We start from the raw sequence: 17,887 nt of genomic DNA on the forward strand, positions 1-17,887 counted from the left end.
TCAGAATGAATAACCAAATTGAAATTACGACCCCAAGGCTAATTCTGAAAAGCATCACTCCAAGTATTATAAATGAGCTTTTCAAAACAAGATCCAAAGAAGAAATTATCAGCTATTTCGGGTTTGATGATGCTGCTTTTGAACATTATAAAGACATGCACGAAAAAGGTATGGAAACACATCGGATTTCGATTTTTGTTTTTTTGCTGATAGAGAAAGAAAGCGTATTGCCCATTGGCGAATGCGGGTTTCACACCTGGAATTCATTGCATAGACGAGCCGAAGTATTTTACAATATGAGGGATGAAAGCCAAAAGCGAAAAGGCTATATGACGGAATCTTTGGAAGCTGTTTTGAAATATGGATTTACCGAGTTAAATCTACACAGAATCGAAGCATTGATTGCCGCAGAAAATGAACCATCGTTACGATTATTACTTCGTTATGGATTTTCAAAAGAAGGCACTGTAAGAGAAGATTATGTTGTGGATGGAAAAAACGAAGACTCCGATTGTTATTCCCTGCTAAAATGGGAATGGGAGAAAAATCAAGGCTAAAAATTATACTCTAAAATTTAAAAAAAGAATTACTTTTGCGCGTTTGATTTACTATTAAAAACCTAAGAACCAATTATGAGGAAAGAAGAATTCCTGGATGACGATGATAAGATCCATGATAAACTAAAACAAAAACCCTGGAATGAAATAAGAACAAACGACTCATGGGCTATTTTTAAAATTATGTCCGAGTTTGTAAATGGATACGAAACCATGGCGAGAATTGGTCCGTGTGTTTCCATTTTTGGGTCTGCCCGAACAAAACCTGATACCAAATATTATTTATTAGCCGAAAAAATCGCTTATAAAATCAGTAAAGCGGGCTACGGAGTTATCACTGGCGGCGGACCCGGCATCATGGAAGCGGGAAACAAAGGAGCGCATAATGGCGCGGGAACATCGGTAGGTTTGAACATCGAATTGCCTTTTGAGCAACATTATAATCCGTATATTGATAAGGATAAAAACCTAAACTTTGACTATTTCTTTGTTCGTAAAGTAATGTTTGTAAAATACTCACAAGGATTTGTAGTAATGCCGGGCGGATTTGGAACTTTAGATGAATTATTTGAAGCCGTGACGCTTATCCAAACCAAGAAAATTGGGAAATTCCCAATCATTTTAGTGGGTTCAGAGTTTTGGGCAGGATTATTTGAATGGATAAAAACGGTGATGATTGCCAAAGAAGGCAACGCTAATTCGGAAGATATGAACCTAATTAAAATTGTAGACACCGAAGATGAAGTGGTTGAAGCCCTGGATAATTTCTACAAAAAATACAATCTGAGTCCAAACTTCTAACATAACTTGTACTGAATCATGTAATCAACTTTCTTTGAAATCAATTTTTAAAATATTTTTTCTTGGGTTATTTTTATCATTTCCGATAAAATTATTGGCACAGCATCATTCCAAAATGAATGTGAATATTGACAATGAAAAGAAAGAATTGACCGTTAATCAGGAACTTATATTTTTCAACCAGACGGATGATACCCTAAGCAATATTGTTTTGAACGATTGGATGAACGGATATTCTTCAAAAAACACGCCCTTGGCAGCAAGGTTTTCCGATGAATTTGAAAGAGGTTTTCATTTGGCCAAAGAAAAAGAAAGAGGCAGAACAAGTAACATTAGTATCGTTGATGAAAATAAAACTTCGTTAACCTGGGAAAGAGATACCAACCATCCTGACGTTATTCAAATTGAACTTAAGGAAAAATTGTTGCCCAATCAAAAAGTAACTTTTATCCTCAACTATACTGTGAAAATTCCCAGCGATAAATTCACAAAATATGGTTTTGGAGAAAACGGCAAAATGTACCTCAAAAACTGCTTTCTTATTCCGGCACGATACGAGAATAAAGCCTTTGTCAAATATGAAAATTTAAATTTAGACGATTGTGCCAATGCGCTTTCTGATTATGATATCGAAATCAAAATCCCTCAAAATTTTGACTTGTTTTCAGATTTGAATGAAATCCCGAAAGATACTGTTTCTGAGGGTTCCTACTTTTACCGATTATCTGGCAAGAACCGTTTGGATTTTACTCTGTTTCTCGATAACAAAAAGGATTTTGAAATCTATAAAAACAGCAACCTTGAAGTAGTTTCCAATTTAAAAGACAGTAGACTAAACGATATCCAAAGAGCCATTGTCATTGATAGAATTGTGAATTATGTTGCCGAAAATATGGGTAAATATCCACAGTCAAAAATAACGGTTGCCCAAGCCGATTATGACAGAAATCCATTTTACGGGTTAAACCAATTGCCTTTTTTTATAAGTCCGTTTCGCGATGAGTTTTTATACGAAATCAAGTTCCTGAAAACCTATGTAAACAATTACCTGCACAACACTTTACAATTAGACCCAAGAAAAGATAACTGGATTTATGATGGAATTCAAGTGTATATTATGATGAAATATATAGAAGAATACCATCCTGACAGTAAGATGATGGGAAGTGTTGCCAAACTAAAATTGTTGAAAGGCTATAACTTAGTTTCATTGAATTTCAATGGGCAATACAGCTATTTATACATGCTGATGGCTAGAAAAAACTTAGACCAACCTTTAGCAAATCCAAAAAACACCTTAATCAAATTCAACGAAAAAATTGCCTTAAAATACAAAGCGGGATTAAGTTTTAGGTATTTAGACAGTTATCTCGAAAACGATGTTGTTTCAAACAGTATCAAACAATTTCTTGTTTTAAATACTGCTCAGCAAACAAACCGAAAGGATTTCGAAAACATTTTAACCACAAATTCACCTAAAAAAATAGAATGGTTTTTCAATAAAATTATCGATTCCCGAGACATTATCGATTTTAAATTTGACAAGGTTACCCGAACCAAAGACAGCGTTAGCTTTTCGTTTAAGAACAAAACCAAAACCAATGTTCCAATATCTGTTTATGGTGTAAAAGATAAAAAAATTGTCTATAAAAAATGGTTCGACAACATAACTTCTGACAGCATTTATACCATTCCGAGAAATGAGGCTGGCAAAATTGTAATTAATTACAATAATGAAGTTCCCGAGTTTAACAGAAGGAATAATTGGTATTCATTACGCAGTCTCCATTTTAATCGCCCGATAAAATTCAATTTTTTGAAGGATTTGGAAGATCCGTCTTATAATCAGATATTGTATGTTCCAACATTAGAATACAATTTGTACGATGGTTTGCTCCCCGGCTTTCGCTTTCACAACAAAACCATTTTAGACAAGCCTTTCATTTTTGATGTAAATCCAACTATTTCCACCAAAACCAGTAGTTTTTCGGGAAAAGGATTTGTTTATGTAAGTCAATTCAACCGCGACAGTAATCTGTATCATATTCGTTACATGCTTAGCGGACATTATTTGCATTATGCACCCGATGCTTATTATAAAAAATTAACACCAATTGTTTTTCTGAATTTCAGGCCTGATGATTTTAGGGACAACCGAAAACAAACAATAATCGTGAAAGAAATTATTGTTGATAAACAAAAAACTGCATTTACGGCTAGTGAAAGCAGCGAAAACTATCAAATTTTTAATGCCAAATATTTTAACACCAAAACCGAAGTAACGAATCATTTTTCGTTTTTGGGAGATTTTCAATATTCAAATGTTTTTGGCAAACTGGCTACCGAAATACAATATCGAAAACTTTTTGACAACAACCGATCTCTAAATCTCCGCCTGTTTGCAGGAACCTTTCTGCACAATAAAACAACTTCAAGCTATTTTGATTTTGGCCTCGACAGACCATCCGATTATCTTTTTGAAAGCGATTATTTAGGTCGTTCTGAAACCACAGGATTGTTCAGCCAGCAATCTATTGTTACCGATGGTTTTTTTAAATCAAAATTAGAAACACGAACCGCCAATCGTTGGATGGCGACCATTAATGCCAGTTATAGTATTTGGAGTTGGATTGAAGGTTATGGTGATATTGGTTTTATAAAAAACAAAGACATCAACCCAAAATTTGTTTATGATAGCGGAATTCGATTGAACTTAGTTACTGATTATTTTGAGTTGTTTTTTCCCGTTTACTCTAATAATGGTTGGGAAATTGGAGATAAAAACTACCGTGAAAAAATTCGATTTATAATGACATTTAAACCCGAAACCCTGATCAATCTTTTCACCAGAAAATGGTTTTAAAACGAACTTAAAACTTCCTTATTTTAAATATTTTACTGAATATTCTAGCTTTTATTGAATATTCATCAGTACAATTCCTTTTTAAGACAAATAAATTACAGATAGTTAAATTATATTTTCGGCTCAGAATATAATTTGTTACTTCTTTTTATTTAAATTTGTTATTTCAAAATATTTCCCGTCTATGTCCGAAGCAACATCCAAAACCGAAATCACATTTGAAGACTTCAAACAAGAAGTTTTAAATGATTATAAAATTGCCACTATCAGCAGAGAATGTAGTCTGCTGGGACGAAAGGAAGTACTAACCGGAAAGGCAAAATTCGGAATTTTTGGTGACGGAAAAGAAGTGCCTCAATTGGCTATGGCTAAAGCATTCCAAAACGGTGATTTTCGTTCGGGTTATTATCGTGACCAAACGTTTATGATGGCAATTGGTGCTTTATCAATCCAACAATTTTTTGCGGGTTTATATGGTCATTCCGATTTAGCGCACGATCCAATGAGCGCCGGAAGACAAATGGGCGGGCATTTTACAACACATTCCATTGATGAAAATGGCAATTGGAATAACCTGACGCAACAAAAAAATTCAAGTGCTGATATTTCTCCAACCGCCGGTCAAATGCCGCGATTATTGGGATTGGCGCAAGCATCAAAAATATACAGAAACGTACGCGGATTGGAAAATTTTACCAATTTCTCAAACAACGGAAATGAGATAGCATGGGGAACCATTGGTAACGCTTCTACTTCAGAAGGATTGTTTTTTGAAACCATCAATGCCGCCGGTGTTTTACAAGTACCAATGATTATCAGTGTTTGGGATGACGAATACGGAATTTCCGTGCATGCCAAACATCAGACAACAAAAGAAAGCATCTCTGAAATCCTTAAGGGTTTTCAGCGTGATGATAATGCCAATGGCTACGAAATCTTAACCGTTAAAGGTTGGGATTATCCGACTTTAGTAGCGACATATGAAAAAGCTGCCGAAATTGCCCGAGAAGAACATGTCCCGATTTTAATTCACGTACAGGAATTAACGCAGCCACAAGGCCATTCTACTTCGGGTTCACACGAACGCTATAAAAATGCAGACCGTTTAGCCTGGGAAACTGAGTTTGATTGTGTGACCCAAATGAGAACATGGTTACTTCAAAATGATTTGGCTACAGCCGATGAATTAGAAACCATCGAGACCAACTCTAAAAAAGAAGTTCTAGAAGGCAAGAAAGCTGCCTGGACAGCCTTTGTTTCCCCAATGAAAGAGGAGCAGCAGGAATTGGTTTCGGTATTGAATTCAATTGCCACATTAAGCGCTAACAAAATTTTTATCGAGAAAGAAGCCACTGATTTAGCTTCTATAAAAGAACCAATCCGCAAAGAAATTTTAACGATTGCCCGAAAAGTACTTCGAATGGTTGTCAATGAAAATTGCAGACAAGAATTGGCTAATTGGATAACAGATTACATAAATAAAATCCAGCCGAAATTTAGTTCGCATTTATTTTCGCAATCGGATAAAAATGTATTGAAAGCTACTGAAACTGCGGCCACTTACGATGATTCAGCCGAGGAAGTTGACGCTCGTTTGGTATTGCGTGACAATTTTGACGCGATATTCAATAAATATCCTGAGGCGTTGGTTTTTGGGGAAGATGCCGGAAATATTGGTGATGTGAACCAAGGTTTAGAAGGTATGCAGGAGAAATATGGTGAACTTCGCGTAGCTGATGTCGGAATCCGTGAAGCAACCATTCTCGGACAAGGAATTGGAATGGCAATGCGTGGCCTGCGACCAATTGCCGAAATTCAGTATTTAGATTATTTATTATATGCCATTCAGATCATGAGCGATGATTTGGCGACTTTACAATACAGAACACAAGGCAGGCAAAAAGCGCCTTTGATTATCAGAACGCGTGGACATAGATTGGAAGGAATCTGGCATTCGGGTTCGCCAATGGGAATGATTATCAACGCTATTCGTGGGATTCACGTTTTAGTGCCTAGAAACATGACGAAAGCGGCTGGTTTTTACAATACGTTGTTAGAAACAGATGAGCCGGCATTGGTGATTGAATGTTTGAACGGCTATCGTCTGAAAGAAAAAATGCCAACCAATTTAGGCGAATTCAAAACACCGATTGGCGTTGTGGAAACCATAAAAACAGGAAGTGATATTACGATTGTTTCCTATGGTTCAACACTTCGTATTATAGAGCAAGCCGCAAAAGAATTATTGGAAGCCGGCATTGATGTAGAAATCATTGATGCACAATCGTTATTGCCATTTGATATCAATCAGGATTGTGTAAAATCGGTTATGAAAACAAACCGTTTGTTGGTTATAGATGAAGATGTTCCCGGTGGAGCTAGTGCTTTTATTTTACAGCAAATCATTGACGAACAAAAAGCATACAACCATTTAGACAGTGCGCCGCAAACGCTGACTTCTAAAGCGCACCGTCCCGCCTATGGAACCGATGGAGATTATTTCTCAAAACCTTCTGTTGAAAATGTTTTTGAAAAAGTATATGCCATAATGCACGAGGCAAAACCGGATAAGTTTCCGAGTTTGTATTAGAAACTTTCAATAGTACACCTGACAGATTCTAAAACCTTTCAACTGTAAACCCCAAAAACCAACTTTCCAGCATTTCCAAGCCCTTGCAACCTTCAACGAGGCTTCGGACTCATTCAACAGCGCTTCGGAATCCTTCATAGATGCTTCTGAGGAATTCATTTTCTCTTCGGAGACCTTCAATACTATTTCTGAATCCTTCAACGGGACTTCTGACGTCTTCAACCACATTGCGGACGACTTCAGGCTCACTTCGGAGACCTTCAAAAGTACTAATGATGGCAATTCCGCAATTGTTGATTATCTTTGCAAAAAATATTATCATGCAGCCCAAAGAACTACTTGACTTAACCGAAACATTCGGAAGTCCTTTATATGTCTATGATGCCGAAAAAATTGCGTCACAATATAAGCGCTTAACTACGGCTTTCGCCAAAGTAGAAAAGTTACGAATCAACTATGCGATGAAAGCCTTGTCGAATATTTCTATCCTAAAATTGCTGAAAAATATGGGTTCGGGATTGGATACAGTTTCAATTCAGGAAGTACAGCTTGGCTTACATGCAGGTTTCACTCCGGACAGGATTATTTTTACCCCAAACGGAGTTTCCTTTGAAGAGATTGAAGAAGTTGCAAAAATGGGTGTCCAAATCAATATTGACAACCTTTCAATTTTAGAGCATTTTGGTGCCAAATATCCCAAAGTTCCGGTTTGTATCCGTATCAATCCGCATGTTATGGCAGGTGGCAATGAGAACATTTCCGTAGGGCATATTGATAGTAAGTTTGGCATTTCAATTTATCAGATTCCACATGTGTTGCGTATTGTTGAAAATACCAAAATGAACATCAACGGAATTCACATGCATACGGGTTCCGACATTCTGGATATTGAAGTGTTTTTGTATGCATCAGAAATCCTTTTTGATACGGCCAAACAATTTAAGGATTTGGAATTTCTTGATTTTGGTTCCGGATTTAAAGTGCCTTATAAAAAAGATGATATCGAAACCGACATAGAAGAATTGGGTAAAAAACTAACCAAACGATTTCTGGCTTTTGAAAAAGAATATGGCCGCGAATTGACGTTGGCTTTTGAACCTGGAAAATTCCTGGTAAGTGAAGCAGGTTATTTTTTGGCAAAAGTAAATGTGGTAAAACAAACAACATCAACCGTTTTTGCAGGTATTGATAGTGGTTTTAACCACTTGATTCGTCCGATGTTTTATGGCTCGCAGCACAGCATTGAAAATATTTCCCATCCAAAAGGCAAAGAGCGTTTTTACACTGTTGTAGGTTACATATGCGAAACCGATACGTTTGCCAACAACCGCAGGATTGCTGAAATTCATGAAGGCGACACGCTATGTTTCAGGAATGCGGGAGCGTATTGCTTTTCGATGGCATCCAACTATAATTCGCGCTTTAAGCCCGCCGAAGTTTTATGGAAAAATGGCAAAGGGCATTTGATACGCGAACGCGAAACCTTTAATGATTTACTTCAGAATCAGATTATGGTTGATTTATAACTTCCAAATAAAATGATTAATAAAGAAAATAATTTCGATTTTTTAAGGTTGCTCTTTTCAACATTGGTTATTGTTTCCCATTCATTTGCACTTACCAACAATAACAACAAGGAAATTTTCCTCGTAATTACCGACAATCAGATTTCCTTGGGGACGTTTTCCGTAAAATGTTTTTTTATAATAAGCGGCTACTTGGTATTTTCAAGCCTAAAGCGAAGTGAAAATTTGCGGGAATATATCTGGAAAAGAATGATCCGTATTTTCCCTGCATTAATGGTGGCTTTATTGCTTACACTATTGCTCATGGCGTTACTTTACACTGGCGAAGGAAACATCTTAAACCATGATGATTTCTGGCGGTATCTTTATAGAAATTTAGGTTTGTACCATGTAAAATTTTTCGTTGGTGGAGTGTTTGAAAAAAATCCATATCCACGAGCAATAAATGGCAGTTTGTGGACGATAAGCTATGAGTTCACTATGTATTTATCATTATTGCTCTTTTTTTACTTTAAAAGAAAATTACCCCAGATTTTATTGTTGGCAGCAGCATTTATTATACTCTTTTCTTTAGCCAATTTTGCGCAGCATTTTCTTGATGAAATCATTTCAAAGTTCTATCTTGATTCACAAGATTTATATGACTTGGGTTGTTATTTTATTGCAGGCTCATTTTTGGCTTCGATTAATTTTGAAAAATTCAAACACAAAAAGCCCTTATTGTTATTGGGCATAATTCTTTTGATAGTTGCCACAAAAATGGGACGGTTTCAATTTTTTGGGTACTTACTTCTTCCTTTAATCATATTGGGTTTCGGACTTTTAAAGACTTTATATATAAAAAGTATTGGTCAAAAGATAGGTGATATCTCCTATGGCGTTTATATTTATGGCTTTTTGGTTCAGCAGACATTACTTTACTTTTTCGATTTAGGAACTTATGAGTTAATGCTCACCAGTTTATTAATTACCATGTTTCTTGGTTATTTCTCCTGGCATCTTATTGAGAAACGTGCTTTGAAAACTACTTAAGCCATAAGAATACTGAAGGAGAAATTATTGAAAAGATACATCCAAGCGTCTTTTATTTATCCAAAATCTCGCTCAATACTTCTGATTCCGTTCCGTTAGGAAGTGTAATTTTTAGTTTTTGGGATAAAGTTGGTGCAATTTGGGTGATTACTTTTTTCTCGTGAGATTCTCCTTTTGGAATTTTCCAGCCATAAAACAATAACGGCACATTCGTATCATAACTATAAGTCGTTCCGTGAGAAGTTCCTGTTGGCCCGTATTCAATATAGCCCGGCTTATCAAGAACAACCATATCTCCGTTTTGGGTTGCGTCATAGCCTTTAGCAATGCAATTTAAATGATAATCAGCTCCTGAATTGGCTAAAATTTCTTCTTCGGTATAAACCCTTTTTACATAGTTTTGCGTCATTAAAAAGTCTTTAAACGCTTGTTTTACCTTAACTAAATCCAACCCTTTGGTTTTAATTTTATTCTTATCAAAAAACAAATTAAAACTATCATAGTTCAAGACCAAATCGTCCCCAAAAGTATCAGTAGAGAATTTCTTCAGATTTTTGGTTGCTTCCTTAATATCAATATTAGTTACATCGTATTTGTTATCGTTTAAAAAACGGGCGTTTTCTGCTCCGGCATGGTCAGCTGTCAGGAAAACCAAATAATTTCCTTTTCCAACTGTTTTATCCAAATAAATAAGGAAATCCGCAATAGTCAAATCCAGACGCAAATACGTGTCCTGTAACTCCATAGAACGCGGTCCAAGAATATGTCCAACATAATCCGTAGAGGAAAAACTAACGGCAAGAAAATCGGTAACATCGTCTTTTCCTAAAGCTTCCTTTTCGATGGCAGCCTTGGCAAAGTCGGCAACATAATCATTTCCAAAAGGCGTTGCCCTCAAAATGCTTGGATTGTTTTTTTCGAGCATTGCTTTTAAATCATACGGAAAAACAGGTTTATCTACTTTGTATAGTTTGCCTTCGTATGGATTATCATCCGCCAGACTTTCATCATAAGTTGCGATTGGTTTTAATAAGTTCCAGCCTTGATTAATATATTTCATATAGCCTTTTTGTGCATTGAAATCGGTTACCCAATCTGGTAGTTTTTCACCATAAAAAGTACTCGAAATAAAGCTTCCCGTTTTGCTATACCAAAATGCCCAATTGGCAAAATGCCCGGCAGGAAGAATTGCGCCCCTGTCTTTCATACTAATGCCTATTACCTTTCCTTTAAAGTTAGTTGACAAGCGGAGTTCATCTGTAATTGTTGTAGTCTGCAAATTTTTGGGAGACATTTCACCTTCTTCTTTGGTGCCGTCTCCAAGCGTTTTTACCGAAGCATCGTCTGTACAATATACTTCTTTTCCTGCACTTCTGCTGTACCATTCATTACTCACAATTCCGTGCATTGCCGGTGTAGTTCCTGTATAAATTGAAGCGTGACCAGGCGCGGTATACGTTGGCATATAGTTATAATGCATGTTGTAAAACGTATAACCTTTATTCATCAATCGTTTAAAACCGTTTTCGGAAAAATCATTTTGAAAACGATAGAGGTATTCCATCTTCATTTGGTCGACAACAATACCAACTACAAGTTTTGGTCGTTGCTGTGCTGTCAGATTTGCAATAACGAATAAGCATACAAAAGGAAGAAACTTTTTACTCATAATTTTAAAATCATAAACGTACATCTACGATTTGTGGCATGCTCTGCTTCGGTACAATCATTTTTAGGGCAAATAATTAATGGTTTGGTTTCGCCATAGCCTATGGAACGAAGCCTGTTTCTCATTATTCCGTTTTGTACCAAATATCCCAATGCAGAAGCGGCACGTTTATTTGACAGCCTCAAATTATATACTGTCGATGCACGTGAATCGGTGTGCGAACCGATTAGAATTTCCATGTATGGATATTTTTTCAACAGTCCAACCAACACATCGAGAACTTGCGCCGCCTGCGGTTTAATATCCCATTTATCCAAATCGAAATAAATGTTTTCCAATTCAATAAGAACAGTTCCGTCATCTTTTTTATTGATAATATCTTCCGCATCATAATACGACTCGACTTTCATTTGCAGGTCTATGTATACTTTTCCTTTTTGGCTGGTGTCAAATTCGGCTTCAGCCGGAATATAAAAATCTTTAAAAGCCATGATTTTGTATTTCTTGTTTGGCTCCGTATTGAAAGTGAAAGTACCATCTTTACCTACCAATATTTCTTCGAGAAGATTGCCCTTGTCATCATATAATTTTACTGTTGCACCAGGCAAAAGTTCCGTTGATTTTATATCTCTAACTTCACCTTCAACAAGGTATTGCAATTTATTATCTTCCTGAATGAAAGTGTATAAATTATCATCTCCTGTTCTGTTAGAAGCAAAATAGCCTTTATTGTTTTTCTCATCCAAAATGAAATTGAAGTCATCCATTTCGCTGTTAATACTTGAACCCAAATTGAGTGGTTTGTCAAATTCGGTGTCGCTAAGTTTCAAACTCATGAAAACATCTAAATTCCCATTACCCTGATGTCCGTCAGAAGCGAAATAAAGTGTTCCGTCTTCGGTTAAAAAAGGAAATTGTTCCCTGTGAATTGTGTTAATTGTTTCTCCCAAATTTCTTGGCTGGCTGTAGGTTCCATCATCATTTACATCAACTACAAAAATATCCATTGAGCCTAATGTGCCCGGCATATCACTCGCGAAATAAAGTTTCTTTCCGTCTTTCGTCAGGAACGGATGTTCAACCGAATACGAATCGCTGGAGAAAGGCAACATTGTTATATTTGTCCATTTGCCATCTACAAATTCTGCTTTATAGATTTTAATCATTGCCACTTTTTCTTCGCCAATTTTAACCCTTTTCTCACTGCTTCTGTTAAAATACATTGTTTTTCCATCGGCGCTGAATGTGGCAGAACTTTCGTGTTTTTTGGTATTAATAATAGGAGGAAATGGCTCGACACTTATCAATTGACCGTCTTTGTCAACCGACGCAAAAAACAAGTCGAGATAAGGTTTGTCGTTCCAACCATAGGCTTTTTTTTCGGCATTTCGGGTGGAGGAAAAAGTTACTTTATCGCCATAGAAAGAAATTCCAAAATCGCCATTGGTTTTGTTTTTTGACATGATTTGCAATTTAAAACTATTGGGCGTGTTTCGGGTAATGTTCTTCATGAATTTTGGGGTATTTTGGTCAAAACCTATATACTCCGACATTATGGCGTCGCCTTTATCAAAATCCTTTGTTCCTTTCAATGCGTTAGCGTATCTGAAAAGCACTTCTTTTTTCACACTGTCTTTATAAGTGAAAAATAATTGTCCGTAAGCACGTACTGCATTGGCCATCTGGAAATTGTAATAGTAACAATCTCCCAAATTTTGCAACACTTGTTTTGATTGTTTTGTCTGAATTACTTGTTCATAAGCTTCAGCAGCTTTGACATATGACTTACTTGCAAACAAAGTGTTGGCTTGGTTAACACTGACTTTTTTTTGGGCAAAAAGAGTGGTGATACTGCAAAAAACAAAAAGTATGTAGTAGAATTTTTTCATCATTTTCATTTTAAAAGAATCGGGGTGATTTATCATATCCTTTACCTGAAAGTTTACCTAAATCCAAATCCCATAGTAAAAATACCTCGTGCGAACCTGAGTTGAAATCCCTCAAATTGGAAAGCGTATAATCGTAAGAATACCCTATTCGAAGTTCCGGTGTAATATAAAAACTCGCTAAACCGCTCACCGAATCGCCCATGCGGTAACCAACTCCGGCTTCAAATTTATTGTTGATTAAAACATTGGTTGTCAAATCCAATGAAACTGGTGCACCTTCGACTCCTTTAGCCATAAAGGCAGGTTTTAGTTTGAAGTTATCGTTTCCGTTAAAAGTAAAGACATAACCACCCGTCATAAAAAAGTGGATGGATTCTACACCACTTCCGGCATGTCCGTTTATGGTTTCTATATGTCTTGAAGTCATTAAATTTGGCGCTGACAAACCAAGATAATAATTGGATCCAAACAAATAAGTTCCTGCTCCAAAATTAGGAAACGTCTGGCTGATATTATTCTGAAATGCAGGATCCGGAGCAGGATCGGTAAGCACAAAGCCATTGAAATTAGTGTCAAATAAGGTAACTCCAGCTTTTAGTCCAAATGATAATTTGGTAGTTTCGTTTAATGGTAGAACATACGCAAAGTCAGCAAAAATATTATTCTCTTTAACCACATCGCCTATTTCATCATGAACAACAGAAAGTCCAACTTCCACTCTTTTGGATACCGGCTTGTGTGCGAAAAATGTTTGTGTTGTTGGTGCGCCTTCTATTCCGACCCATTGTGCACGATACAATCCGCCAAAGTTTATCACATCAGCATTGTCTGTTGCGTAAGCCGGATTTATCACACTCATATTATACATATAATGAGTAAACTGCGGATCTTGTTGCGCGTGTAATTTTGATGTCAAAAAAACAACAAGTAGTACTAGGAGATATTTAATAATTTTATGTTTCATAGTTGCACTCATTTGTCCTTTATCTGTTTAGATATACTCTACCTTGAATAGCTTTTCTTGTTCCGTCGTTGAAATTCAGTATGTAGAAATAAACTCCGGTTGGAAGTAACTTGTCACCTAACTTCAGTCCACTTTCCGTTGTTGTTCCACCCCAATTTTCTTTGTTCCTGTTTCCGGTATAAACTAAACTTCCGTAACGATTGTATATTTCTAATTTAAAATTAGGATAATGTATAGCAAGGTCCGGAATTTCAAATGTGTCATTGATTCCGTCGTTGTTTGGAGAGAATCCATCAGGTATTACGACATCACAGAAGGTTAAGTCAACCGTAACCTGAAGACGGGAACTCTCACAACCGTTAGCAGAAACAACAGCTCCATAATAAGTTGTCGCATCAACTAATAAATCGGTTGCACTGTATGCAATTCCTCCTGTTGAAGCATTATACCAAATCATATTTGGAGTCCCAACAATATTCGCAGATAAATCGGCAATTGTTGGTGCCGGCACATCTAATCCGCAGAAAAGGTTTCCTTGGTCAGTTAATACTGGTTCAGCTAATGATGCCACGTTGAAAGTTGTTGTAGGGAAAACAGTTCCTGTAATTCCACAAGTTGTCGCTGTGGAAATCAGGTTTGTAATTGTTATTGTAGTGTCTCCATTATTTACTATATCTGTTCCAAGAATTGTGAACGTTGCAACACCTGACGCAAAAGTCGCAGAAATAGTTGCCGTTCCACTATTAGCTCCCGATAATTGATACGTTATAGAATATGTACCATCAGCTAAACTGTTAGCTCCTGAAATCGTTACCAAACTACCTATATTGATACAAGTGGCTTCCGCCAAAACAGTAGCTCCGGTCGTATTCGGAATTGGATTAATTGTGAAAGTTGCTGTAGCATTTTCACTTGTATTCGTACAACCTGTCGCCGCAATTATTCCGGTAATTGTCAATGTATAATTCGCAGCAGTAGTGAATGATGTTGACGGAATGGTAAATTGCCCAACTCCTGAAGTTATAGTTACATTTCCTGAATTTCCTGCTACCGGAGTAGCGCCTGGAATAGAATAATTAAATTGACAAACTCCGTCCGGTAGATTTACGGCACCGGCAATATTTACAGCTACATTACTTCCAAAACAAACATTGGCAATGCTTAAATTTGCATTATCAATATCTGCCAAAGGCCTTATGATTAGTTGTGCAGCAACATTTGTTAATGTACTAGCGCAAGTTGTTGTATTATTTACAATGCTGGTAAATGTAATTACAGTTGTTCCAACATTAGGAATCGAGGCTGTTGGAATGGTAAAACTTCCAATAGTTGCAGCAATTATAACCACAACGGATTGAGCGGGTAAAGTGTTGCTTCCGCTTAAATCATAATTTAATGTATAGGTTCCATCAACCATTCCGTTAAGATTCACTACGGCATTGGTTCCAATACATGTTGGAGATGTCGAAATGTTCAGTGTTGTTAATTGTGGATTGGCATACACTGTAAATTGCACCACTTCAGTATCTGTGCCACAGGTGTTTGTTACAGTATAAGTATAACTATAAGTTGCGGCGGAGAAACCGGTAATATTTATTGGAGATGTTACGACTTGCGAAGTATTATCTGTCCAAACTCCACCAGCACTTTCACCTGTTAAAAGTCCTGCTAAATCCATTATACCTGTTGATGGACAAACCGAAGTCAGACCTGTAAATGTTCCTGCTGATAAAGGGGCAACGACAGCAAAAGTTGCATTTGCATCTTCTGTTGTATTAGAACAGCCTGTTGTGGTAGTAATACTGTTAATGGTAATCGTATAACTTCCAACTGTTGCAAAAACAGAAGCCGGAACAGTGAACTGACCGCTACCTCCGGTTATTGTAACATCTCCGGAATTTCCAGTTGTTGGAGTTCCTGTCGGAATACTGTAATTAAATTGATAAACACCATCCGGAAGATTTGTTGCATTTGAAATAACAACGGTTGCTACACTTCCAAGGCAAATGGTAGAAACAGCAATATTTGTATTATCAATTTGAACTATCGGATTAATAACAATTGTTCCGCTAACATTGTTCAAAGTAACCTGACAAGTAGTCGTTGTATCCTGAATAGTATTGAAAGTAATAGTTGTTGTACCAACATTAGGAACGCTAGCAGTTGGAATAGTAAAGCTTCCGTTACTTCCTGAAATCACTACCGCTACATTTTGATTCGTAAGTGTATTGCTTCCGCTTAAATCATAATTTAATGTATAGGTTCCATCTACCATTCCGGATAAACTAACCGGTACATCTAAACCAATACAAGTCGGAGAAATACTAATATTTGAAGAAGCTACTATTGGATTTGGAAGCACTGTAAACTGTACATCTTGTGTATCTGTGCCACATGAATTTGTTATCGAATAAGTATAAGTATATGTACCTGCAGCAAAAGCACTAATATCAACAGGTGTAGTTACTGACCATGTACCGCCAGCATCTTGGCCGGTTAATAGAGTATTCAAATCTATTGTTCCAACCGAAGTACAAACTGGGGCAATCGTAACTGCATTACCGGCATTTGGCAAAGGATTTACAATCACTGTTACGGTTGAAGTTCCATTAGCACAAGGAGAAGTTCCTACTACTGTATATGTAAAATGATAGGTTCCAACTCCAACGGTTGATGGATTGAAAATATTGTTTACCAATGCGCCGGTAGCATCATCATCGCTCCAGTTTCCGGCATCTTGAGTTCCATCTAATCCAGTAAATAAATCAAGAGAAGTTATATTCGGACAAGAATTCAAAGTTTGTCCAATGCCACCTGAATTTGGCGCTTGAGTTATAGAAACTGTTACCGTTGCGGTTGAAGGTGTAATACAGGTACTACCAACTGTGTAAGTATAAATTCCTGCAGTATCAACAGCTGGGTCAAAAACGCCTGTTCCGCTTGTTAAAGCAGGTGACCAAATTCCTCCAGCTTGTGGCGTTCCTCCAAGTGAAAGAAACAAATCCGTTGGAGCTCCATTCGAACAAAATGTTTTAGTTCCATCTGTTCCGGCATCAGGAATTGGATTTACTGTTACCGAAATTGTAGCAGAGTCATTTGAACAAGGTGCGGTTCCTGACAAAGTATAGGTATAATTTCCTTGTGGATCAACTGCCGGGTCAAAAACCCCTGTTCCACTCGCCATTGCTGGTACCCATGTTCCTCCAGTTTGTGCATTTGGACCTAATAATAAAAATAAATCCTGGGGTGGATTATTAACACAAATCACTAATGTATTATCAGTCCCTGCTTCTGGACCCGGAGTAACTACAACTGTTACGGTGGCAGTATCATCAACACAAGGTGCAGTGCCTGTAATTGTATAAGTATAAACTCCCGAAGCATCTACTGCAGGGTTAAATGTACCTGTCCCACTTGTTAAAGCTGGCGACCACGTTCCTCCTGTTTGTGGTGTTCCCGATAATGAATTAAATAAATCTACTGAATTTTGATTAGAACAGATATTCAATGTTCCATCATTTCCAGCATCTGCTAAAGGATTGATAACCAATGTGGTTTGTCCCGGTTGGCTTGGACAGCTTGTAGTGGTATTGGTAATGATAACACTATAAACTCCTGCCGTAGTTGTTGTGAATGTAGCCACATTTCCGGGATTCGTTGCTCCCGATGGGACTGTCCATGCATAAGTGTATGTTCCTGCCGGTGTTGGTGTGGCAGTTACTGTGGCTGGTGTGCCTGCACAAACAGGCGCGCTGGTTACAGCTACTGTTGGTGTGGGATTGATAACTACAGTAGTTTGTCCCGGTAAACTTGGACAGGTTGTAGTGGTATTGGTAATGATAACGCTGTAAACTCCCGCCGTAGTTGTGGTGAATGTTGCTACATTTCCGGGATTGGTTGCTCCCGATGGGACTGTCCATGCATAAGTGTATGTCCCTGCGGGTGTTGGTGTAGCAGTTACTGTTGCCGGTGTGCCGGCACAAACAGGCGCGCTGG

Annotated in this window: 11 protein-coding genes; 6 read left to right on the forward strand and 5 right to left on the reverse strand. The window is 37.3% G+C overall.

Going from position 1 to position 17,887, the window contains the following annotated elements; genetic code table 11:
• The first annotated feature begins 5 nt into the window (after positions 1-5).
• From Q0Q99_RS11275 to Q0Q99_RS11290, 4 genes are all read left to right on the forward strand, one after another.
• Entirely contained in the window at positions 6-557 is a 552-nt protein-coding gene (locus Q0Q99_RS11275) for a GNAT family protein (protein ID WP_293895863.1), read from the forward strand.
• Between the two features lie 75 nt (positions 558-632).
• Positions 633-1,358 (forward strand): TIGR00730 family Rossman fold protein, encoded by a 726-nt coding sequence (locus Q0Q99_RS11280; protein WP_293895866.1) that lies wholly within the window; start codon positions 633-635, stop codon positions 1,356-1,358.
• Between the two features lie 34 nt (positions 1,359-1,392).
• Positions 1,393-4,221, forward strand: coding sequence for an aminopeptidase (locus Q0Q99_RS11285; RefSeq protein WP_367175039.1), 2,829 nt, complete (start codon positions 1,393-1,395; stop codon positions 4,219-4,221).
• Between the two features lie 184 nt (positions 4,222-4,405).
• A complete protein-coding gene (locus tag Q0Q99_RS11290; protein WP_293895869.1) occupies positions 4,406-6,811 on the forward strand; it encodes a thiamine pyrophosphate-dependent enzyme in 2,406 nt (801 codons plus the stop codon).
• Positions 6,812-6,920: 109 nt separating this feature from the next.
• Here Q0Q99_RS11290 and Q0Q99_RS11295 read toward each other — a convergent pair whose 3' ends face one another.
• The gene (locus tag Q0Q99_RS11295) at positions 6,921-7,133 is read right to left on the reverse strand and encodes a hypothetical protein (RefSeq protein WP_293895872.1); all 213 of its coding nucleotides are present in this window, start codon (positions 7,131-7,133) and stop codon (positions 6,921-6,923) included.
• Here Q0Q99_RS11295 and lysA point away from each other — a divergent pair.
• Entirely contained in the window at positions 7,132-8,337 is a 1,206-nt protein-coding gene (gene lysA, locus Q0Q99_RS11300) for a diaminopimelate decarboxylase (protein WP_293895875.1), read from the forward strand. The genes Q0Q99_RS11295 and lysA overlap by 2 nt on opposite strands.
• A gap of 12 nt (positions 8,338-8,349) precedes the next feature.
• Positions 8,350-9,369: an acyltransferase gene (locus Q0Q99_RS11305; RefSeq protein ID WP_293895878.1), complete on the forward strand. Its 1,020-nt coding sequence runs from the start codon at positions 8,350-8,352 to the stop codon at positions 9,367-9,369.
• A 52-nt stretch (positions 9,370-9,421) separates the two neighbouring features.
• On the opposite strand, the gene pafA is transcribed toward Q0Q99_RS11305, so the two are convergent.
• The 4 genes from pafA to Q0Q99_RS11325 all read right to left on the reverse strand — a co-directional run.
• The gene (gene pafA / locus Q0Q99_RS11310) at positions 9,422-11,038 is read right to left on the reverse strand and encodes an alkaline phosphatase PafA (protein ID WP_293895881.1); all 1,617 of its coding nucleotides are present in this window, start codon (positions 11,036-11,038) and stop codon (positions 9,422-9,424) included.
• Positions 11,035-12,927, reverse strand: coding sequence for an OmpA family protein (locus tag Q0Q99_RS11315; protein ID WP_293895884.1), 1,893 nt, complete (start codon positions 12,925-12,927; stop codon positions 11,035-11,037). The genes pafA and Q0Q99_RS11315 overlap by 4 nt, the downstream gene beginning before the upstream one ends.
• A 10-nt stretch (positions 12,928-12,937) precedes the next feature.
• Positions 12,938-13,891, reverse strand: a complete 954-nt coding sequence (locus Q0Q99_RS11320) for a type IX secretion system membrane protein PorP/SprF (RefSeq protein WP_293895887.1) — start codon at positions 13,889-13,891, stop codon at positions 12,938-12,940.
• A gap of 19 nt (positions 13,892-13,910) precedes the next feature.
• Positions 13,911-17,887 (reverse strand): gliding motility-associated C-terminal domain-containing protein (locus Q0Q99_RS11325; protein WP_293895890.1); only part of this gene is annotated, 3,977 nt, incomplete at its 5' end.

Origin of the sequence: Flavobacterium sp. (assembly GCF_025352425.1) — a bacterium.
Classification (GTDB): Bacteria; Bacteroidota; Bacteroidia; order Flavobacteriales; family Flavobacteriaceae; genus Flavobacterium.